Source organism: Amycolatopsis sp. lyj-108 (assembly GCF_046549005.1).
Classification (GTDB): domain Bacteria; phylum Actinomycetota; class Actinomycetes; order Mycobacteriales; family Pseudonocardiaceae; genus Amycolatopsis.
The window spans coordinates 859,907-879,651 of the sequence record NZ_JAJPWQ010000001.1 but is presented as its reverse complement, the minus strand read 5'-3'; the positions used below and the strand labels follow the sequence as shown (position 1 = coordinate 879,651).

General features: G+C 65.4%; 21 protein-coding genes. All 21 read right to left on the bottom strand.

Annotation, left to right across the window (positions count from 1 at the left end; translation table 11 throughout):
• Nucleotides 1-69: 69 nt before the first annotated feature.
• Nucleotides 70-753 carry a hypothetical protein gene (locus ACLJO0_RS04355; protein WP_410576646.1) on the bottom strand — a complete coding sequence of 228 codons (684 nt, stop codon included), beginning with the start codon at nt 751-753 and terminating at the stop codon, nt 70-72.
• A gap of 54 nt (nt 754-807) precedes the next feature.
• Entirely contained in the window at nt 808-1,227 is a 420-nt protein-coding gene (locus tag ACLJO0_RS04350) for a hypothetical protein (RefSeq protein ID WP_410576645.1), read from the bottom strand.
• 19 nt (nt 1,228-1,246) lie between these two features.
• On the bottom strand, nt 1,247-1,948 hold the full coding sequence (locus ACLJO0_RS04345; protein WP_410576644.1) for a hypothetical protein: 702 nt from the start codon (nt 1,946-1,948) through the stop codon (nt 1,247-1,249).
• Nucleotides 1,949-2,185: 237 nt separating this feature from the next.
• Nucleotides 2,186-2,758: a hypothetical protein gene (locus tag ACLJO0_RS04340; RefSeq protein ID WP_410576643.1), complete on the bottom strand. Its 573-nt coding sequence runs from the start codon at nt 2,756-2,758 to the stop codon at nt 2,186-2,188.
• A 75-nt stretch (nt 2,759-2,833) separates the two neighbouring features.
• The gene (locus ACLJO0_RS04335; protein WP_410576642.1) at nt 2,834-3,631 is read right to left on the bottom strand and encodes a hypothetical protein; all 798 of its coding nucleotides are present in this window, start codon (nt 3,629-3,631) and stop codon (nt 2,834-2,836) included.
• A 189-nt stretch (nt 3,632-3,820) separates the two neighbouring features.
• Nucleotides 3,821-4,078, bottom strand: coding sequence for a hypothetical protein (locus ACLJO0_RS04330; protein ID WP_410576641.1), 258 nt, complete (start codon nt 4,076-4,078; stop codon nt 3,821-3,823).
• Complete coding sequence (locus ACLJO0_RS04325; protein ID WP_410576640.1) at nt 4,075-4,620, bottom strand: hypothetical protein; 546 nt, start codon at nt 4,618-4,620, stop codon at nt 4,075-4,077. The genes ACLJO0_RS04330 and ACLJO0_RS04325 overlap by 4 nt, the downstream gene beginning before the upstream one ends.
• Nucleotides 4,621-4,726: 106 nt before the next feature.
• The gene (locus ACLJO0_RS04320; protein ID WP_410576639.1) at nt 4,727-5,656 is read right to left on the bottom strand and encodes a peptidoglycan-binding protein; all 930 of its coding nucleotides are present in this window, start codon (nt 5,654-5,656) and stop codon (nt 4,727-4,729) included.
• A 108-nt stretch (nt 5,657-5,764) separates the two neighbouring features.
• Nucleotides 5,765-6,658, bottom strand: coding sequence for a hypothetical protein (locus ACLJO0_RS04315; protein WP_410576638.1), 894 nt, complete (start codon nt 6,656-6,658; stop codon nt 5,765-5,767).
• A complete protein-coding gene (locus ACLJO0_RS04310; protein WP_410576637.1) occupies nt 6,651-7,730 on the bottom strand; it encodes a hypothetical protein in 1,080 nt (359 codons plus the stop codon). The genes ACLJO0_RS04315 and ACLJO0_RS04310 overlap by 8 nt, the downstream gene beginning before the upstream one ends.
• Nucleotides 7,727-8,755, bottom strand: a complete 1,029-nt coding sequence (locus ACLJO0_RS04305) for a hypothetical protein (RefSeq protein WP_410576636.1) — start codon at nt 8,753-8,755, stop codon at nt 7,727-7,729. The genes ACLJO0_RS04310 and ACLJO0_RS04305 overlap by 4 nt, the downstream gene beginning before the upstream one ends.
• 24 nt (nt 8,756-8,779) lie before the next feature.
• Nucleotides 8,780-9,712, bottom strand: coding sequence for a phage distal tail protein (locus tag ACLJO0_RS04300; protein ID WP_410576635.1), 933 nt, complete (start codon nt 9,710-9,712; stop codon nt 8,780-8,782).
• A 4-nt stretch (nt 9,713-9,716) separates the two neighbouring features.
• Nucleotides 9,717-12,044: a phage tail tape measure protein gene (locus tag ACLJO0_RS04295; RefSeq protein ID WP_410576634.1), complete on the bottom strand. Its 2,328-nt coding sequence runs from the start codon at nt 12,042-12,044 to the stop codon at nt 9,717-9,719.
• A gap of 183 nt (nt 12,045-12,227) precedes the next feature.
• On the bottom strand, nt 12,228-12,542 hold the full coding sequence (locus tag ACLJO0_RS04290; protein ID WP_410576633.1) for a hypothetical protein: 315 nt from the start codon (nt 12,540-12,542) through the stop codon (nt 12,228-12,230).
• A 445-nt stretch (nt 12,543-12,987) separates the two neighbouring features.
• Nucleotides 12,988-13,986: a phage tail tube protein gene (locus ACLJO0_RS04285; RefSeq protein WP_410576632.1), complete on the bottom strand. Its 999-nt coding sequence runs from the start codon at nt 13,984-13,986 to the stop codon at nt 12,988-12,990.
• Between the two features lie 12 nt (nt 13,987-13,998).
• Nucleotides 13,999-14,436 (bottom strand): hypothetical protein, encoded by a 438-nt coding sequence (locus ACLJO0_RS04280; RefSeq protein ID WP_410576631.1) that lies wholly within the window; start codon nt 14,434-14,436, stop codon nt 13,999-14,001.
• A gap of 4 nt (nt 14,437-14,440) precedes the next feature.
• A complete protein-coding gene (locus tag ACLJO0_RS04275; protein ID WP_410576630.1) occupies nt 14,441-14,803 on the bottom strand; it encodes a hypothetical protein in 363 nt (120 codons plus the stop codon).
• 112 nt (nt 14,804-14,915) lie between these two features.
• The gene (locus ACLJO0_RS04270) at nt 14,916-16,673 is read right to left on the bottom strand and encodes a phage major capsid protein (protein ID WP_410576629.1); all 1,758 of its coding nucleotides are present in this window, start codon (nt 16,671-16,673) and stop codon (nt 14,916-14,918) included.
• A complete protein-coding gene (locus ACLJO0_RS04265) occupies nt 16,663-18,012 on the bottom strand; it encodes a phage portal protein (RefSeq protein WP_410576628.1) in 1,350 nt (449 codons plus the stop codon). Before ACLJO0_RS04265 ends, ACLJO0_RS04270 begins: the two co-directional genes overlap by 11 nt.
• Before the next feature lie 8 nt (nt 18,013-18,020).
• On the bottom strand, nt 18,021-18,251 hold the full coding sequence (locus tag ACLJO0_RS04260) for a hypothetical protein (protein ID WP_410576627.1): 231 nt from the start codon (nt 18,249-18,251) through the stop codon (nt 18,021-18,023).
• A gap of 12 nt (nt 18,252-18,263) precedes the next feature.
• Nucleotides 18,264-19,739 carry a terminase large subunit domain-containing protein gene (locus tag ACLJO0_RS04255; RefSeq protein WP_410576626.1) on the bottom strand — a complete coding sequence of 492 codons (1,476 nt, stop codon included), beginning with the start codon at nt 19,737-19,739 and terminating at the stop codon, nt 18,264-18,266.
• Nucleotides 19,740-19,745 lie beyond the last annotated feature (6 nt).

Sequence of the window (19,745 nt, the reverse complement as noted above, 5' to 3'; positions counted from 1 at the left end):
GGTCCTAGCACGAGAAATGGCCCCCGGAGCCGTCCAGGTGGACAGCTCCGGGGGCGGTAGTGCGAGCGCCTACGCGGCGCCCTTGATGGTGATCTCCGGGCGGTGGTACTCGACGTGCCTACCGGCCTTCGTGTCGTACTCGACGAAGGTCAGCTTCAGGTCCGCCTTGAGCGGGCCGTCCGCAGCAGACAGCGTCCGCTCCAGCTCCGGCAGGTCGTTCACGAGCGACCACGAACCGGACGAGAACAGGAACAGCCCAAGGTCCGGGTCGTCAGCCAGACGGAACCGCAGCCGGATGTCCGGCTTCGGACCCCGGCCGCTCTTGGCCTGCTCCTTGCGCTTGGTCAGCTCGCGCGGGCACCCGCACGACTCGCCGATCTCCGCATCTTCGGGGTGGCCCTCGATGAAGTACGCACCGTCACAGATGTGGATCGGCCCGGCCTGCCCGTAGAGAGCCATCCGGGTACGCAGCGCGGAAGCGTCCTCGATCACGACGGACACGCTCGCGGAGTCGGTCATTACCTGAAGGTTGTCGGACTTGTCGGTGTCCCACTCTTCCGGAGTGCCGCCGTACAGCTCCGCCATGCGGTCGGCGACGTCCGGGTCATCGGTCGTCACACGCCACTCTGACAGCGCCTGCGGGCGGCGACCGATCAGGATGCCGGAGCGGAAACGCCCGACGATGTCGTCGGCAAAGTTACTCCGCGTCTTGGGCTTGGCGTCCGGATCGGTCTCGAAAATACGCAGCGACAAAAGGAATCCTCGCTGTCGTGTGCGGACCCGGCTGGTCCGCAGTGGTGCAGAAGCTCAGAAACGGAACGGGTTCACGTACTGCGGCGCCCGAAGCTCGCGGTACAGCGCGTCCATGTAGGCCGCGTTGCGCCGGGCCGTGAGCCTGCGGGACTCCGCCTTGCGTGCCTCTTCGGCCCTCTCCCGCGCGGCCCGCTCGCTCGCGGCCATGTCGGCGGCCTTGATCAGGGTTTCGCCGATCTCGCGGGCCTGCGCTTCGGTGAGCGGCAAGCCCTTGGCGTCCCCGGTGCCATCGGCCGTGATCTTGATGGTTGCGGCGTGCTCGTCGTTCGCCTCCACGCGGTTGACCCGCAGCGTGCGGCGGTGCGCGGTGACGACGGCCGGGAAGGGTGAGACGGTCTCGACCTTCGCGCCCTTGGGCAGCGTGGCCGTGTCCGGCTTGTTGGTGGTTTCGTACGTGACCTTGTGCGTTGCCATGAAACGGTTTCCCCTCTTACTACTTGCTGGACGAGCGACGTTCGGAGCCGGTCGAAGCGACGGACTCATAAAGTGGTTTGCCGATGACGGTTGACGCTTCGGTCGTGACCCTGTCGAAAACCTTGCGCAGAGTCAGGAAGTAGCCGAAGACCTCTGCGTCGACACGAGCCGGGACGAGCTTCCAGCCCTCCGGCCGCAGATGCAGAACCGCGCCCGCGTGGATCTCCGGAACGGGAACCTGCTCGCCGTCCTGCGTCACGATGTGGTCCGCGTAGCTGTACGCGGAGAGCTGCAACGCCACTTCTTCGTGGACGCCGGAGCGCGTCGACTTCGCGTCGAGCATCACGGTTTCGCCGTCGATGTCACAGATGGCGTCGAACGAACCGGCGTACTTGTGCGTGGTCGACCACACCGTGTCTTCGATGTGCCGATAGGACGGCTGGTAGCGGTCGTGAAACTCGTTGATCCACCGGACGTAGGGTTCCAAGTCCGGATGCTGCCTCCCGACCTGATCGCCCCGCGCCAACTTCTCGTACAGCGCATGGACTTCGGTCCCGATGTCGGCCGCTTCGTTCGTGGTCCGGCGGTGCGCCCGCTTGAGGTAGTCGACCGCGCCGGTTGGGTCGTTCATGGCCAGACCGACCACGGGGCCGATGTTCGACACGGCCGATTCGGCGGTGACCTTCGCGGCCCAATAGGTCAGGAAAGGCTTGGGAAGCATGGAAAGTACGGACGTGACGCCGGGGACCTTTTCGCGGGTCTCAGGGTTCACGTAGAAGCGGCTTCCGCCGCGCTTGATGGTTTTTACTGCGCTCACTCATTTCCCCTCTGTCGCGCTCTCTCAACCCGATCAGTGGCGGTAGAGGGACGCGAGGGGACATGATCCGAAGAGAAAGTTTCCGGACATGAAAAAGCCCCTTGTCCCGCAAGGGAAAGGGGCTCAATCTTCGAGCAGTCGTTACGGGCCTTCGGGTTCCAGCCGGGTACGCAGGCGGTCACACGCGGCGGCCGTGTCGGCGAGAACAGCGCGGACCTTATCGGCCGTGTCCGCGTCCAAGGTGGACGCTTCCGGCGAGTCGACAAGGGCGGTAGCAAGCGTGTGGAGTTGCGCTACCTGATCGGGCAGGCTCGCCGAAGCACTGGTGACACGATCGGCATCCGCGCCCTTGCGACGCGGGGCGTTACGGTCCTGCGGGCTCAAGTCGTATTCGGCGAGCTGTTCCGTGCTCAGCTCCCGCCGCAGCACGATTCCGACTTGATGGCGGACCGACCCTTGCAGCCGCTTCGAGTCCTCACGGGACAGCCCCGACGCTTCGTAGAGCGCGGCCACGGCGGACCGGTACGCCTGCGACTTCGCCGCGTAATCCGGCCTGCCCTTCTCATCCTGAAACGTCCCCCGCAGCTCGAACAGCACGCGGGCTAGCTCCTGCTTGGCGTCAAGCGAGTTGCGCAGGACGGCAGTCTTCGCCAGGTCCGCCCCGGTGCGGACAAGCGCGGCCTGCCGGGTCGTGAGGTCCGGATGTGCTCCCATGTCTCCCACCCTTTCACGGGGCGAGCCCTCCATGCGGACTCGCCCCGTGACCATGGTAACGCAGCTCAGGCGTGCTTATTCGTCGTCTTCGTCCTCTTCGTCGCGCGGCCGGAAAGGCTCCATGCAGTCGCCGCAGAGGATCGGGGCGCGCTCCAGGCGGCCGGGGGTGATCGGGAAAGGATCGGCGGTCGCACAGATGCAGGTCACGTAGATGCGCTTCCCACCCCGCGACCCGCCGCGCGAGCCCCTGCCGCGCTTCTGCGTGCCGCTACCGCCGTCGCCGTCTTCCCCGCCGTCGCCACCTTCCCCACCCAAGGCGCCGGGGTCTCCGTTCTCCAATCTCCGGCCCTCCGCCAGGTACGCGAGACGAGCGGCTTCGAGTTTCTCGATGACCTTCTCGTACTTCGCGGCGGTCTTGTCGGTGATCTCGACCTGCGAAAAGCCGATGGACTTGTGCGGCGCCTTGCCTTCGGGCCAGATAAGTCCCAGTTCGTTCGCGGCCCGCACGAACGTCTTGTTGTGGCGACCGTTGATGTTGGTCCCGTGTTCGCTGCGAGCTTCGTTGAGTCCGTGCGCGGCTTCGTGCAGAAGGGTTTGCATGATCCGGCGGCCGGGTAAGCCGAGCAACTCGCCAGAGACGAAAAGCTCCGGCATGCCCGTGAGGATCTGCTGAATGACGTTGGGCGCAGCACCTTCCTTGCCCTCTTCGTCCTGCGTCCAGCGACCAGGCCAGAAGTGCGCCCACTTCGGGTTCTTCCCGTGGAAGCCGGAGCCTGTTACCACGACCACGTCGGGTAGCTCCTTGTGCTTACGCTGGATCGCCCGCCACGCCATCTCAATGGTCTTGATGATCTCGCTACCGGTCTTCGTCATGTCAGCTTCCCTCCGTCGTGGCCTGCTGCAACAAACCTAAGCTGCGTTACCATGGTAACGCAGCTATTTGTGGTGCACACCACACCGACACAGCTGTGCCCGGCTTGGCGTGCACACCACAAGGAAGGCCCCGCGGCCGGCTCGAGTGCGCTTGATGTGCACACCACAAACCGGACGCGGGCGACGGGCTCAATCGGCCGGGGCGGTCTCCGGCTCCGGCGCGTCGTCCTCGAACTCGTATTCGTGGGCGCGTAGGCCGCGCTGGTCGGCAGGGACGGCGGTCACCCGGCGGTGGATCTCCACGCCCGCGATGAGCGAGACCGCAGCGGCGGCGACGTCGAGCAGGGCGCCGTCCGGCAGGCCGGGCACCAGGTGCACGAGCAGGCCCACCAGGGCGCCCACGAGAGTGAGCACCAGGGCCGGGAACCGGCGGACATAGGCAATCAAAGTACGTACTCCTTCACGAGCTGATGGACGCGGTCGGCGAGCGCGTCCGGGGTGTCGTCGTTGGTCACGGTCACGTCCGCGCGGATGGCGTCGGACTCGCTTTCGGACACGTGGGTGTCGGCTCCGGTCAGGCCGGGCCGCCGGACGCGGAGGATGACGAAGCCGCGTGACCGCAGCTCGTCCGCTTCGTTGGCGAATCGCACGTCCGGAACGACCACAGGCCCGTGCACCAGGCGGACGCGATCGGTTAGCGCGTTGACCCACACGCCCGGCCCGAGGGCCTCCCGTGCGCTCACCCCGAGACGCTGAAGAACCCGCCGCGTCTCCGGGTAGGCGTCCTTCGCCCGCTCCCAGCCGATCCGGTCGACCACATCCGCGAGCCGTTCACCCTCCCGCACGAGCGGGCTCGTTTCGTAGGCCATGGCCTTCAGCGGGTCGGCGAAGCCCAACCGCGTGTACCCGTGATGCCGCACCAGCACCCCGGCGGCCGTGTCCTTCCCGGACCGCATCCGGCCGACGATGCCAACAGACCTTCGTGTCATCTCTTCCCCTCCCTGTGGCTGCCCCTTGCTTCGTCTTCAGTGGCGGTAGGAGGGCTTAGGGGGACATGGGCGGACCGGAAACCTTCCCGGTCCGCCCGAGGGCCTCTCAGAGCTTCAGGGCCGCGAGCGTGCGCGGACCCGCGATGCCGTCCGCGACGAGCCCGGCCCGACGCTGAAACTCCTTGACCACACTTTCCGTACCGGCGCCGTAGATGCCGTCAGCCGTGAGATGCGAGTACGCGGGGTACCAGGCGTTGAGCCGACGCTGAAGCGCGGTGACAGCCGGACCTTGCGAACCGCGCTTGAGCGTGGCCCCCGGCGGCGCAGGTGTAGGAGTGCCCCCACCAGTGCCAGGAACAGCACCCCCAAGACCGGAAGTGATTCGCGCCCACGTGGCGGGGCCGACAATCCCGTCAGCGGTGAGGCCCTGCCGGGACTGGTAGCGCTTGACGGCCGATTCGGTGTCAGTTCCGAAAATGCCGTCCGCCTTGAGACCGAGGAATCGTTGAACAAGCGCGACGTCGGCCCCGGAGCTACCGCGCTTGAGGGTGGCGCGTCCACCGGAGCCGGAGTCAGGAGGGGAGGGGTTGCCGCCCCCGTTCAGCCGGGACGCGACCGCAGCCACGCGGGCGTGCGGTGCGTTGATCTCGAAGTGCATTTCGTCCGCGCGGCCGGAGTAGTCGCCACCCCATCGCACGACGTTGTCCACTTCGGACAGAATCCGATGGATCTCCGCGACCTGCGGCCCGGTGAAGGTGCCCCGCTTGCCGAGCGGGTGCCGCGTCGCATTCGCATCGGCGGCCGTGGCCGAAGCGTGGTTGCTGGTCGCGGTGCCGCCCCGGATCGGCCTGTTCGCATAACCCCAGTCGTCGGCGCCCTGGTCGAGATCCTCAACGCGCTTGTCGAACTGGGACAGCACGTACATGAGCACGTCGCCCGCCGGGCCGTCCGCAACGACGATGCGAACATTCGTGCCGGGAACCGTGCGGGACGAGCGCGGAGGGTTCACGGGCCAGCCGTTCTGAGAAACAGCCATAGAGAAACTCCCTTGCAGCAGAAGGAAAAAGAAGGCGGCTTGTGGTGTGCACGCCAAAGGGGAGGCACCGCGGCCGGCGAAGGGTCGCTTGTGGTGCACACGCCAAGGTCAGTAGCCGAAGCCGCGCGGCTCCAGCGGCCAAGTGCCGTAGGTGTTCGGGAACGGGGCAGCCTCTTTCGGCGATGGTGCCGGGAGGTCGGGGGTCTCGAACACGGGCGGAGGCAAAGGGGGAACCGGCTTCGGCAGCTCGATCCGTTCCGGGTCAGGTGGGACAGGATCGTCGGTCGGCTCCGTCGTCAGCGTCTGCCGTTGCTGTGCAGCGGCTGCACTCGGCGTCCCCTGAAGCAAGGTGCCTTCCGCCGTCGCGGTCGGGTAAGACGACAGCGGAGCCAGGAACACGTATTCCGGCTCGTACACAAGTACGGAAATCGTGTTCTCGGTCGGCTGTACCCAACTCAGTAGGACGTTGGCCTGTGGCACGGAAAACCCGTTGGCCCGCGCGTCATCCCAGATGGAGCTAGGCCGCGCATTCAGCACATGGTTGGAGGTGGCTTCGGCGAAGTACCGGACGACGCACTTCCGCAGTACCGAGACGGCTTCGGTGTCCTGCCATTCGTCAACCGGCATTCCGTGTAGCCATGCCATCTCGAATACCTGAACGTTCCACTCGTCAGGATTGGTCTTCCCCCGGAAGGTGAACGTCCGGGTTGACGTCCTCAGGCCACCAAGTGCCGCCTCGAAGTTGAAACGGAGAGACGAAGTGCCGAACGCTTGAATCATGAAGCGCGCCACTAGAACGGGGTACTTGGGGTTCACCATTCCGCTTGCGTAGACCGCTTCACGGCCGTTGCGCGTGAAGAGTTGCCGGGGCACTGCTCCGTCGTTCGTCGTCAGCCTGTCGCGGTAGGTGACCTTTCGTTCTCCGCGCTCAAGGGCGCTGATTCTGTCCGCGAGGCCCCGGAATTCCGCTTGCAGCGACGGCGGCAAAGTCGGGTTAGCCATTGGTGTCACCTCCAAACACTTCGCGGGGAGCGGCGGTCAAAGTGATTTGCTCCGCGCCGGACTCGTCGACGGATACGGAAAGTTCGGTGATGCGCCACATGCCGTCAATCGGGACAAGGCCGGACCCGCCACGTACGGTCAGTGCGTCGCCTAAGGCGAAGTCATCGAGTCCGGGTGAGCTGTTCGGGTAGAGCGCGATGGAGGGCAATGTGATGGGCGCGGAACCAATCCGGATGCGCTCTTCAGCCTTGGCCTTGAGCGTGCCGTACTCCTTGACGTCCGAAAAGGACTCGACGGCTTCCAGACGCGGAAAGACCTTTGACGGGAAGCCCGCCGATGCCCACACCTGATCTGCACCGTCGCCCGAACCGAGTGCGAAAGCGTGCGTTACTACCGACTTTCCGCCTACTGTCGCCGACGGGATATCGCAGTTACGCCCCTGTTCAAGCGTGACCGCGCGAAATCGTCCGACCGCCGGGTAATGGACCGTGAACGTGGTGACCAAGTCCGCATCTCGCCACGCGGTATCAAACGAGAAATCGAATCCATTGATGACGGCGGCGAGTTGCTCGACCGCTTCACCGATACTCTTGTGTTCAGACTCTTTGTACGTACGGTCCCGCTTGATTCCGGTCTTCTCGTTCCCGTATTCGATCATTCCCAAACGGGAGCCGTCGCCGTAGTTGCCAGCGTGCCGGAGAAGGGATCGGGCAATGTCCGCCTGGTCGACTTGGGTGAATGCCGTCGTTGCATGGTAGTGCCGATGGCGGAAGTATGAGAGCCAGCCTTCGCAATTCAACTCTAGTGTGCCTGCCGCGAAATCGGCGGAGGCATCCCAGACGAGCCCAGACCAGACGATACGGCCGGACCGCTCGATGTATACGGCGGTGGCTCCGCCTGCGATGACCGTTTGCGTGTTCACGCGGGCAACAGTTGGATTCAGAGCGATTGTGACGGATGCCGATCCGGGGGCGTTGAGGGTATTGGTGTAGTTGAACTTCTCCGCCGGTAGTTCGCCGTGAATGATTCCTGACAAGACGTCCCGGAAGAGAACACGATATGTGGCGGTCACAGAGCCCCGATATCTTCGACCATGAGAATCCGACCGTTTCCACCCGAGAAGGTCAAAGCCGGGTTGTCGAACCCGTTTGCGGTCAGGCCAAGCGAATACGTGCCGCTCGTGGGGACAGTGAACGTAGTCACCATCTCGAAGGTCTGCCGTGTCGCGTTGTTCTTCAGGATGCCGGTCGTCTTGATGACGGGGCTGGACAGGGACACGGACGTGCCCGCAGCAAGGCGGATATCCGCGCTACCGTTCGGCGGCCCGAAACCGGCGGCATGGTGTTGCGCCGAGAACGTAACCTTGTATCGGCGCGATGCCGAAAGGCTCAAGGTCAGGCGTTCCAGGAGAACGGGCGATGTGAAGGTGTCTTCCGTTGTCCGCTTGACCTCGCCGACCCAGCCGCGAGGCAAGGTCGGATCGGTCGCACCGATCCACGCCGAACCGTTCCACAGCCACAGTTGCCCAGTGGTGCCGTCCGACCAGATCTGACCAGGGCGGCCCCTGGTGGGCCTCTCTGTGCTCGTGATGGTCGGTCCCGCGATCATCTGTTGCCCGCCAACGAAACGCTTGTCGAAGCCGGACGGGTTGACCCCCTTCGACGCGGCCGGAATAGCGAAATCCCAGACGACATAAGCGTTTGGAGTCTCCGGCGGTACGGGCGTCGCGGCGGGAGCGCCCTTGCGGATCTCCATGAACCACTTGCCCGTGTCCGCGCCGGTCACCGGCGGGACGACGTAGGCGACGAGCCGGTCTGTACGGTCGCGGGTCGAGTCGGCGGGGTCCAGCGTCAACGCTGTTGCTTCCGTCGACTCGACCAGGTACACGCCTGATTCTGTTGTGCCGGAGGGGATCGCACCGCGTCCCGGTGCGACGGTCACGGCCGATCCGGACAGTGACACGGCGAAGTCGGCGGTTCCGAAGAGTCCGACCGTGTCGCCGATCATCTGACCCAGCAACCGCCGGACAAGCCCGGCAGCGTATTCGGTGCCGTCACAGAAGAGAGGTGGAGTGTCCATCTGTTTGACAAGCGCCATATAGGAAATTCCTCCCGGCGAAGATCAGACCCAAGCGGATGTCCATTGGCATTCCAACGAGGCGCCTTCGCCGCCTGAACCGGGATCGATGCGGAATCCGCGAAACACGAATTCGGTAAGGCCGGGTGAGCAGGTAAGCCACGTATTCGCGGTACCTGAAGTAAGGAACCGCGGGGCAGTGCCATTAAGTAGGACTTCATGGGTGTACGTGTCGATATCGAGCCACTCGCCACGGAGTAGCGTGTAATTGAAGCTCAGCATTTGCCCGGTTGCGAGATTGATAATCTGCGGGTTGGTGACCGGTCCGCGAATGATGAACTTCGGGTAAGTGGTGAAGTTTCCTTCGTTGAGAACACGGACGATTCCCAGGCTTCGGGGTGGCCCGAATTTGATGGGGAACCGGAATGGTGGTTTGATTCCGCCGCCTAGCGCGTTGGCGTCGGCAAGCGGTGCAGAGTCGCGCAGTAAGACCGGGGAGACGATAAGCGGGCTTGCGCAATACATTTCGACCGTGACCATGGCGAGCCCGTTGGAGTACTCCACGTTTACCGGGATGCCGCGCTTGCGGACGCGAGCGGAGACGAAGCGGACTCCGCCTCCGGCGATACCCGGAAAACGGAACACCAACGGCGCGTCCGGTGCGGCCGGGGTGAAGGCGGCCGTCACCGCGTTGAGCGCGTCGGCCAGCTCGGCGCCGTCGCGTCCGTATGCCTCGATGGTGAGGGTGACCGTGCGCGACCCCAGGTAATCGGAGCCGCTCACGTCGCCGTGACGGCTCAGAGCGGCCCTGTCGGAGGTCCGCATACCGGGGACGTCTAGAAGCCCGTCCACGGCCACGAGGGACAGCGGAGAATCCGGGGCGCCGATGATCAGCCCCCGGTACTCCGCCATCCACTCGTCCGTGACGGTCTCGGCGGCTCGCTGCGCTGCGGAGAACAGGGTGGGAACGAGTTGCATTCGACTACCTCCCACCGGTTCTCATGGCCCACGCGACTTCACGACCAATGGCGTACGGGTTCGCATTCGTTTGCGCGTAGACATTTACGACGGCGCCATTTCCTGAACCCCCGCCGGCCGCGGCATGATTCGGAATTACCTGCGCACCTTTCGGTAATAGCACTTGCTCCGGTCCTCGCTCGCCGACCGTGTAAACTCCAGTCGCCGAGATTGGGCCACCCATGGCGCGGAAAGGGTTGATGCTGCTAAGGAAATTGCCGACGTCTGAGATGCGGTCCTGAATCCACTGAATCGCTCCCCGGATCTTGGACACGACCCAGTCGAACGCGTCGCCGATGGCTCGGCGGATGTCGCCTCCGAGATTGAAAAAGAATCCGGTTATCCCGGACCAGATATCGATGACCCAGTTATAGGCGCCCCGGACTTTGTCAACGACCCAGTTGAAATGTTCGGTGACAGTGCGGACGATGTTGCGTCCGGCAGACACGATGAAATCTACGACCGCATTCCAGGCATCGACCGTCCACTGTTTCACCGTGTCCCAATTCGCGATGATCAGCGCGACCAGGCCGACGACGGCGGCGATGATCCAGCCGATAGGCCCCATGGCCATGACCCAGGCTGCGGCCATCTGCGCGCCCCGGATCAAGGACTGCACGCCGAGTGCGACCCATCCGGCGACAAGCACGGCGAACGCGGGAACCTGCGCCGCGAGTGAGGCGAGCGCTTCCACTTTGGACAGGACCCAGGCCCCGGCGATACGGGCGCCCTGAATCGCTGCCTGTACTCCCAGCCCGACCCACGCGGCTCCGAGAGCGACGAAGGCGATCATCTGCCCGGCGAGCGATGCGGCGGCCTGAACCTTCGACAGGACCCATGCGGCGGCGACTCTCGCCGACTGCATAAGACTTTGCAGCCCGAGACCGACCCACAGCGCGGACAGAGACACCAGCGCGGCCGACTGTGTGACGAGAGACGCTATCGCCTGAACCTTGGAAACCGTCCACGCCGCAACTGTTTGCGCTGCGCTGATGGTGGCCTGTACGCCCATCGCGACGAGCGCGGGCAGGAACACGGCTGTGATGATCCCAGCCACGACGGAGAGCCAATCGGCGTTACGTCCGACCCAGTCCACAAGGGACGTCAGAGCCGGAAGTACTGTGCTGGTCAAGATCCCAGCGGCGACGCTCAGCGCCGGGCCTAGGACGGTGGCCAGTACGCCCGCCACCTTCTCGATTAGTGGCACCACGTAGGTACCGAGGACGGTCACGAGCCCGCTAGACAACGTGCGGCCGAACGCTTCAAGCTTCGCCTGTGCGTTGTCGTGCAACGTGTTTCCGGCCGCTGCGGCGGCGCCGGACACTTGGCCTAGACCCGCGACGGCGGTTGACGGGTCGAGCGCATAGAGCGCGTCCTGAAGGTCTTCCGCCTGCGTGCCGAAGAGATTCACGGCCGCCGTCGAGCGCTTCACGGGGTCGGGGATGGCACGGAGCCGGTCTAGGGTGAGGTCGAGCGCTGCGGCGGCGACTGGTCCGCCTGCGGCGAACTTGCCCGCCATCTCCGACGCGCTCAGGCCGATTGCAGTGAACCCGTCTGCTGTGGTTTTGCTGCCATCCTTGGCGCGGATGGCGAACTCCTTCAACGCGTCGGCGACTTTGTCCGCGTCGCGCGCTCCGGCCTGAAGTCCTTGGGAGAGCAGGCCGGTAGCCGTCTGCCCGTCGAGCCCGAGAGCGCGGAACATGGTGCCGTATTCGTTGAGCGTGTCGAGAAAGTCACCGGACTTGTCCACACCACGCTGAAACCCGGCAACGATGATGTCGAAAGCCTCATCGGCGTTCGCTGCTAGGCCGGTACGGATCATCTGCCCAACGGCGCGGGTGACTCCGCCTAGGTCCTGGTCGAAGATCTTTGCCGTATCACTGGCCTTCGCGCCGATCCTCTGAAGCTCGCCTTGTGACGCGGTGCTCATGCCGTCGATGTTCTGCACGACACCGCGAATCGCTTCGGTGATATCGGCCATCGATTCGCCGTAGCCCTTGGCGTACAAGGCACCTGCGGCGGCGCCGTAGGTCTTGGCCTGTGCTCCGGTCGCGCCAAGTTGGGCGTTGAGCTTGTCCGTCAACGACTCTTGCGCGATAGCGTCTGAGATAGCGGTTCCGATGCCTGCGACCGCGCCGGACACGAGTGCGAATTTCGCGGCCATGCCAGCGACTTTTCCGGCGACGTTGCCGAGTGAGACGCCGAAGCCGGACACGGCTTGTTCGCCGTCGTCAAGTTTCTTGGTGAGGTCGGAGACGTCACCAAGGATGGTTACCTTGATCGGCTTAGCCATCGGCGCCCCCTCACGTCATCACCGGGGTACGTCGCGTCCCCGGCTCGTGCCCTCCGCCGTGTCGGCGGTTGCGGTCCTTCAGGTCTTTGTCCATTGCGGACACCAGCGCGTTGAACTCCACGAGCCGCAGCGTGTGCAGGTCTGACCATGTGACGCCGAAGTGCGCCACAAGCCGCGCTTTCGTTACTGCGCGGCGGGCACAGTAGGGTCCGGCTTCCCCGCCGGGCGCTCGACGCGGATCTTCAGGCTTCCGGCCTGCTCGATGGTGAAGGCGGGGTCTTCACGACGCTTCACCACGAACGCGAGGGCGCGGAGGAACTTGCCCTTGCGGGAACCGGGCTTGGCCACCGATTCAATGGACGCGTCGATGATCTCTTCGACGGTCTCGATTTCGTCAATCGTCAGTTCATCGATGTCAATGGAAATAAAGTCGGACAACGATTCTCCAGTCTGTTTAAGAGCCGAGAGCGCGCCGGACGAGCCGGGTAATCCGCTCACGAAACACAGCGGTGTACTCGTCTTGCTTCCGCCCGGCGGTGTGGAATAGGAAGGGCTGCGCGCGGATGTGCCGCTTGCGCCACCCGAAGTGGATCGGCCCGGCGTACGGGACCGACGAGCCGCGTCCCGCGCGAACGATGGCGCCCTTGACGCTCGCGCTCGGCTTGACCGTGCGTGCCAGTCGGCCGGAGCGATGCGGAGCCGCACGGCTCGCAGGCTGCGCGACAACGTCGGCGGTGTCCTTATGCGCCTGCGCTAGCTCCTTGCGCAGGTCGGCGTCCTTAGTGCGGCGGATGGCGCTCCGTAGCTCCCGGAGCCCATCTACCCGCACCTCGAAGTCACGGACCATGGAAGGGATGGACCTCCTTGTGGTGTGCACACCAAGCCCCCTTCGCCGGCCGCGGGGCCTTCAGGTTGTGGTGTGCACACCAAGCAGGGGGCGGACTCAGCCGCTCGTCGGAGGGGTCGGAGTCGGCTCGGTGTAGACGAGCTTCAGCGCGTCGGCGGTACCGGGGTCGAGAATCCGGAACGGCAATTCCATGACCGTGACTTCGTCAATGGAGGCTTCGGGGGAATCGCCGGTGAACTGGATCGCCGGAGCTTCGACAACGAGAGAAGACGGCTTTCCGTCACTCGCCTTCGTCGCGCCCGTGTAGGTGATGCGAGCGGACAGCACGGCGCCCGCAATGAATGCCTCATATAGCGCGAGCGTCGAGTCATCGAATTCTGCTTCGATGGACCCTTCGTAGGTCGGCACTGCCGCACGAACGGGCACTTTCTTGAGCGGGTTCGCCCGTACAAAGCGCCGGTCGGTCTTCAGGCCGGACTCAGCCGAGATGGTCCACTTCGTCACGTCGAGCGGCGTGTACGCGGACGCGCCGGGCATCTTGAACTCAACCACGCCCGCCGTCCAGTCGTACGGGAAGGCTTCAGTCGGGTAGGCCGGGGCGAGCGGGGCCGCGCCGTGCGTCACGGTCTGAAAGTCGAACGCCACCTTGGCCGTTAGCGGGGAACCGACTTCCTGCGTCAGCTCAACGGTTGTCGCGACACACCCGACGTGGCGGAAGGCGGTTACACCACCGGATGCTTTAGGGCGCACCATTTCGGCGGTGAAGCTCTTGCCGCTTCCGGTGCTCGCGGACGTGAACGTGTGCACCGTGGTCTTGCCTGCGGGCTTGCTCTCATGCCGGTCGAAGGCGGAGGCGAACAGGGTTGCGGCTCCAGCGTCGAGTACATCGCACTCGATCTCACCTTCGCCGCCCATGTCCACGATGCGGCGGCGGTCTGCGCGGGCGGTCTGTAGACCGGTGCGGAAGCCCACGGACTCCATGAACTCGCGGGTAGTCTTCCAGCTATCGCCCTTGCCTTCGTAGCCGTCCACAGTGGATGCGGCGGTGCCGTAGGCGGTTTCAGCGCCCAGGGCGATTGTTGCGTCTAGGGCCACTGGGGCACCCTCCTATGTGTGTATGCGTGCCCGAAGAGCGAGCGTGACGTCAGCGACGGCGGTTGAGCCGTTGCCGCCGTCGCCATTGGTGACGGCGACACGCACGGGCCGGGCGTCCATGAGCCCGGACACTCGGTGCGGGTGGAAGTCGTCCAGCACAGCGCGTTCGATCTCGGCCCGTAGCTCATACGCTGCGGTCTCGGCCCTGACCGGGTCGCCGGGTACCGTCGCCCATGCCCTGATGGTCAGTTCGGCCGTGACGTTGGACGGCTTCCGTCGCCCGGCCGCGAGTGCTACGGGCTCGATCTCCGGTTCTACGGTGTCGGTGAACCACACGCTTCGGCTTCGTGCGTCTGCGGGTTCGGCGTAGGACACCTGGACCCCTGACCCGGCGAACCGGGCCGTGAGTGCTTCGTACAGCGCGAGCTTGGCGGCAAGGATCACGTACACGTGCTCACCCCCACGGGGGCCGGGTTCGATAGCGGTTCAGGACCGCGTTCACCTCCGGCAGGGACGTAGGCCGCCAGTCGCCCCCGGCTTGGGCAAGTGAGACCTGTCCGAACTCTGAGTTGATGGACAGGGCACGGTCGGGCATCCGGGAGTGGAGATCCACGGCCCACTGTCGCGCGATGGTCCGCACGGCCCACCTGATGGCCGTAGGCGGGCGTTCCGGCCACGCTTGGCCCGTGTACCCCTCCACGGTTTCGACGGCGTAGGAGAGGGCCTCCGACAGGTCCGCGTCGGTGAACAGATCGGCGTCGGCGAGCCCGTCCAGGCGCCGCAGCTCCGGCAGGGTCGCGTACTGGTCATGCACCACGCGGCACCTCCGTTCTTGTGGTGTGCACCTCAAGGCACGCCCGCGGCCGGCTCGAGTGCGGAATGTGGTGCGCACTCCAACCGGCCGGGGGCGTTACCGCAGGTGGGACGGATCAGGCAGCGGTGACCGGAGCGGGCAGGGTGAGCAGGGCGGAGCCGGTCGCGTCGAGCAACGAGCCCCCGGCCCGCTGAACGAACTTGTACGAGACCAGGTCCTCAACGAACTTCGCTTCGGTCGAGCGTGCGACCCGCAGCGGACCGGCGAACCGGGTGATGAAGCCCGAGAGGTCCGACAGGACGACCTTGGTGTTGTCGTTGTCGAAACCGGCGTCTCGCAGGACCGGGCGGCCCATGAGCGTGAGGGCGGTCCCGTCCGCGACGGACTTCAACAGGTACTGCCCGTTGCCGTCCTTGAGCTTGCGCAGGCGCGCGATGGTCTTACGGCCCATGAGCCAGCTCGCGCGGTTCGCGGCTGCGGTCGGCAGCTCGTAGAACAGATCGATGACGTAATCGGCCGCGTCGGCTTCCTTGGTGAGCTTCGCCGGGGTCTCCTTGATGGTGATCCCGGCGAGCAGGGCGGCGAGGAAGTCCCTGCCCATCTGGTCGGCCAAGTTCGGCCCGGCGTCGGCAGCGAGGAAGCCCACCAGGTCCACCACGTCGTCCTGAACCAATTCGGACGACAGGTGAGTCACGTAGCCGTACTTCTCCGGCGTGTTGCTCACGGTGTCGGTGGACGGGTAGTTCTCCGGCAGAGCCTGCGCCTCAGTGGGCTTGGTCTCCGGCCGCTTCGGGGAGACGCGGGGGAAGGTCAGCTTCTCGCCCGTGCTGGTCGTGACGGAGCGGGCGCCACCGACGATGACGTTGGACCGCTCCGCGATGATCTCGATGAGCTGCGTGTACAGCGTGTCCGAAGGAGTGGCCTTGCCCGCCTGCTTGTTCGCCGCGTCCACGCCCACGCCCATCACGGCGCGGAACTCGGCCGCGTCGCCGACGTTCATGCTTCGGAGGGTGGTGCTGTCCTTCTCGCGGGCGTCGATGGCCTGCGGCTGCGGGGCGCCCTGCGCGAGCAGAGCCACGGCGAGGCTGCGGGCCTCTTCGGTGCGCTGCGCGGCCTGCTCCCGCGCTTCGGCGGTCTTGGCGTTGGCGAACAGGTCGGCGAAACGGGTGTCAAGCCGGTCGAGCAGCTCCAGAATGCGGGCGCTCGTGTCGGTGGCGCCGTCTGCGTCGGCGGCGGTGAGGGCGTGCTCTGCGCGGGCGCGCTCTTCGGCGGTGTCCTGAAGCTCAGCAGTGGTCAAGGTGGTGGTGCTCCCCTTCGGTGTGGCTGCGGCCGTCGCGGGCCGGGCGTCGGGTGTCTTGGCGCTGCGGGCTTCGTGAAGGGCGCGCAGGGCTGCGGTGGTGTCGGGGTAGGCCGGGTTCAGGACCGGGCCTAGTTCCACAACGTTGATGCGGCGAAGGGTGCGGATCACTTCGCCGTCTGGCGTGTCGGTCCATTCCTGATCGGAACGGGCGTCCGGAAGGGAGAACGTGAACGAGCTGCCCGCAACGACACCGCGCCGGATCAGCTCGGCGACATCGCGCGCGGTGCTGGTGTTCGGTAGGTCGATCTCGTACCAACCGCCGATGTCGTCTTCACCGACGCGCAGCCCTGCGCCCGTGCGGGCAAGGGGGGCGTTCGCGTTGTGGTTGAACGTCGCGAGCATCTCGTTACGTGCCATGGATTCCCGGCCCGCTCCGCGTTCGATGCGCTCCCGGAACCCGCCTAGGTCATGGGACAGCGCGCCGAAAACGTAGGCGTAGCCGCGAATGGTGGTGTTCTCGCCTTCGGATCGCAGCTCGACCGGGCGCGCGTAATCGCGTCGCTCAGTGGTCAACGGGTGCGGTCTCCTTTGGCTTCTCGGCGGAGTCTTCGCCGGTTTTCTCCGCGTCGGTCGCGGGGTCTTCGGGGGCGGTCTCGTCCGGCTCGTCGGCCGGTTCGGTGGTGGTCTTTCCGCCGGAGAGCGACAGAGGGCCGTCCGGGGTGAGCAACGCCAAGTTGAGCGGGAGTTGAAAGAAGTCGCCGTACTCGGTGTCCGGTGGAAGGTCTTCCAGTGCCCGGACTTCGTTGCGGGTGTAGATCCCGGATGCGAGACCGACGCGGTAGGTGTCCATGCGGTCTTTGAGGGCGCCGCGCTGGATAGCGTCGATGTTCAGCCGGACGAACGCTTTCGTGTCTCCTGTGTCGGCGATGAGCAGAGCCGTTAGGGCTTCCTCGATCCGCTCGACCCATGGGCGCGTGGAGTACTGCGCAAAGCTCGTGTTCTGTTCCGACAGGCCGGAGCCCCACGACGTCGAGTTGGTGGCGTCCGCGATGAGATGCGGCGGCACACCGAAAAGCCTTGCCACGTCGGGGACCTGGAACTGTCGCGTCTGCAAGAACTGCGCTTCGTCCGGGCTGATCGTGACCTTCTGGAACGTCGCCCCCTCCGTGAGGATGGCGAGCCCGTGACGATTACCCCGGCCCCTGTGGATATTGCGCCACGTCTGCCGGGCAGCCTTCAGGCCCTCCGGCGTCATCGGGCCGGGCACGTTGACCACTGCGCCGGGAAGCGCGCCGTCTCGAAAGAAGTCCGCTCCGTACTCCAGTGCCGACAACGCGGAACCGATGGTGAGGGATGCGGCCTTGAGCGGCGAGACCCCGCGCAGTTCTCCGGCGAGCGGGAGCCCTTGAAGGTGAATGACGTCCTTCGGGTCGAGCGCTCCGACCACGTCGGACGGTTCCTCTTCGCCCGCGACCGACAGTTGATACACCAGCCGCTTACGGCCGGAACGGGTCGCGACGTAGCGCGGCTCCACCATGGACGCGGGGATGACGTCGAGCGCGACCACCCGGCCGCCCACACGGGAAACCAGGATGTAGGCGTTTCCCTCCAACAGAAGGCTTGTCATGATCTGCCCGAAGAACGCAATCCGCCCGATATCCGGATTCGGCTTGGTCAGCCAGTCGGGCGCGGTGAACGGGCGGCGACGTCCGGCCACGCGGCGGTACGCGTCCACGGGAAGCGTCGCAATCGCATCGGTCAGAAGCCGGACGCAGGCGAAGACAGCCGAGACCTTGAGCGCGGTCTCACGCGTCAACGGCTCGTCGTCCGGGGCATCCACGCCGAACAGTTCGGCGGTGGTCCTGGCCTGCTCGACCGGGACCGGCGCGGAGCGCTTCTCCACAAAGGACATGAAGCCCACTAGGCCGCACCACCCTTCGACTTGGCAGCGCACACCGCGCCGATCACGGCGAGCACTCCGCCTGTGATCCATCCGGCGGGGCCGTAGATGGCTGCGGCGCCTGTCGTGATCGCCGACGCGCCCCCGGTCGCGAGGATCTCCGCTGTGTTTTTCCGCCACAGTGCGGCGGTACGTTTACGGAGTTTCTTTGCGGCGCAGGCGATTTGCCGCCACTTGTCAGTGTTGAGCACAGCGGCCCCCTTTCACCACGTGTCGTCATCCTCGAAGTCGTCCCAGGGCTTGCCGTCTACTAGGAAGCCGTCACTTGTGCGCCTGTCCTCGCGGAATAGCTGTGCGCGGTGAAGGGCGCCGATCAGGCATACGGCGAGGTCGATTTTTCGTTTGCTGCCTGCGGTTTCCTTGTGAATTCGCGGGCCTCGCGTGTCCTCTCGTACGACCGCGTTGGCGAGATGGCGGGCTAGCGCCGGGTCGCCGGAGTGCGTCATCCGGCCTTCCGTGATCACCTCATAAGCGCTCTGTGTCGCGGGCACCATGCGTGCAAGTGAGTTGGTCGGGAACTCCACGACCGGCAAGCCCTCTTCGGCTAGCTCCTGCATCGCAACTTCCCACCGGTACGGGTCGCCGGGGACCTCCGCAACGCGGTAGATCCCGCAAATATCCCGGATTCTCTGCTTGACCTCACCCAGTGGCGTACGCCAGTGCGGGTCATCCGGCGGGGCTTCCCAGTGCCCGAGTACTTCCGCGTGCAAGTCGGACAGGCGGACACCGACGATGCCGGTTGAATCGCCTTTCCACGCCGCGTCAACGAAAGCAACGATTTCGTCGCCGGGCTCAAGCCGCTTGTCCGGCCGCGCGAGCGCTTCCCACGCGCCGTGGGGAAGCCACGTCGAGCCACCCCGGACGAACTGATTCAGCCGGTACATGCGGAAATTGGCTTCGGGCGTGCGCTTGCAGCTCGCGGCGAAGTCCGCGTGATTCATGATTTCCCACGACGGATTGCAGCGCTGCCACACGTCGGGGTCGCGGTGGTCCACGGTTTCGCCGGGGTGGACCCCGTACCAGCGGGACCAGAAAGAGGGGTCGTCCTCTTCGCCCGACTCGACCCGGCGGCCGTGCTCGACCATGTCCGCGAACGGCCCGTCAGGCAACGGCCCGGCGGTCGAGATCACCAAGAACAATGGCTCGTTCCGTTGGGCAGAGCCAAGAGTGAGCGCGTCGAACAGGTCACTGTTCTTCGCCTGCGCGTACTCGTCCATCACGATCATGGACGGGTTCAAACCTTGCTGAAGTCCGGCGTCGGCGGACACGGCCTTGAACCGGCCGCCTGTCGCGTGGCAGATGATCTGATCACGTTGGACAGTGCAGATGTCCGATAGAAGCGGGGACATGCGGACCATGCGTGAGGCTTCGGCGAACAGTAGCCGGGCCTGGTCGCGGGTGTTGGCGGCGCAGATGACTTCCGGCGCTGCGTCGCGGGTGTCCGCGCACAGGTGGTACAGCGCGAGCGCTGCGGCAAGCTGTGTCTTGCCGTTCTTGCGCGCCACGCCGAGAACGGCCGTGCGGTATCGGCGTCGGCCGTCCGGGGTGAGCCGGTAAATCTCATCGATGACGTCGCGTTGCCACGCGAGCAGACGGAACGGCTGCCCGAGATAGGAGCCGCCTAGCGTGAGGTGCTGGACGAATCGGCGTACCCGTCGTCCCTCTGTTTTGGGGGACAACGGTTT

Bases quoted from the DNA above. Each gene is read 5' to 3' on its own strand.
- ACLJO0_RS04320 (WP_410576639.1), bottom strand. From the start codon at position 5,656: ATGGCTGTTTCTCAGAACGGCTGGCCCGTGAACCCTCCGCGCTCGTCC.
- ACLJO0_RS04350 (WP_410576645.1), bottom strand. From the start codon at position 1,227: ATGGCAACGCACAAGGTCACGTACGAAACCACCAACAAGCCGGACACG.
- ACLJO0_RS04315 (WP_410576638.1), bottom strand. From the start codon at position 6,658: ATGGCTAACCCGACTTTGCCGCCGTCGCTGCAAGCGGAATTCCGGGGC.
- ACLJO0_RS04340 (WP_410576643.1), bottom strand. From the start codon at position 2,758: ATGGGAGCACATCCGGACCTCACGACCCGGCAGGCCGCGCTTGTCCGC.
- ACLJO0_RS04265 (WP_410576628.1), bottom strand. From the start codon at position 18,012: ATGTCCTTTGTGGAGAAGCGCTCCGCGCCGGTCCCGGTCGAGCAGGCC.
- ACLJO0_RS04305 (WP_410576636.1), bottom strand. From the start codon at position 8,755: ATGGCGCTTGTCAAACAGATGGACACTCCACCTCTCTTCTGTGACGGC.
- ACLJO0_RS04325 (WP_410576640.1), bottom strand. From the start codon at position 4,620: ATGACACGAAGGTCTGTTGGCATCGTCGGCCGGATGCGGTCCGGGAAG.
- ACLJO0_RS04300 (WP_410576635.1), bottom strand. From the start codon at position 9,712: ATGCAACTCGTTCCCACCCTGTTCTCCGCAGCGCAGCGAGCCGCCGAG.
- ACLJO0_RS04295 (WP_410576634.1), bottom strand. From the start codon at position 12,044: ATGGCTAAGCCGATCAAGGTAACCATCCTTGGTGACGTCTCCGACCTC.
- ACLJO0_RS04335 (WP_410576642.1), bottom strand. From the start codon at position 3,631: ATGACGAAGACCGGTAGCGAGATCATCAAGACCATTGAGATGGCGTGG.
- ACLJO0_RS04345 (WP_410576644.1), bottom strand. From the start codon at position 1,948: ATGCTTCCCAAGCCTTTCCTGACCTATTGGGCCGCGAAGGTCACCGCC.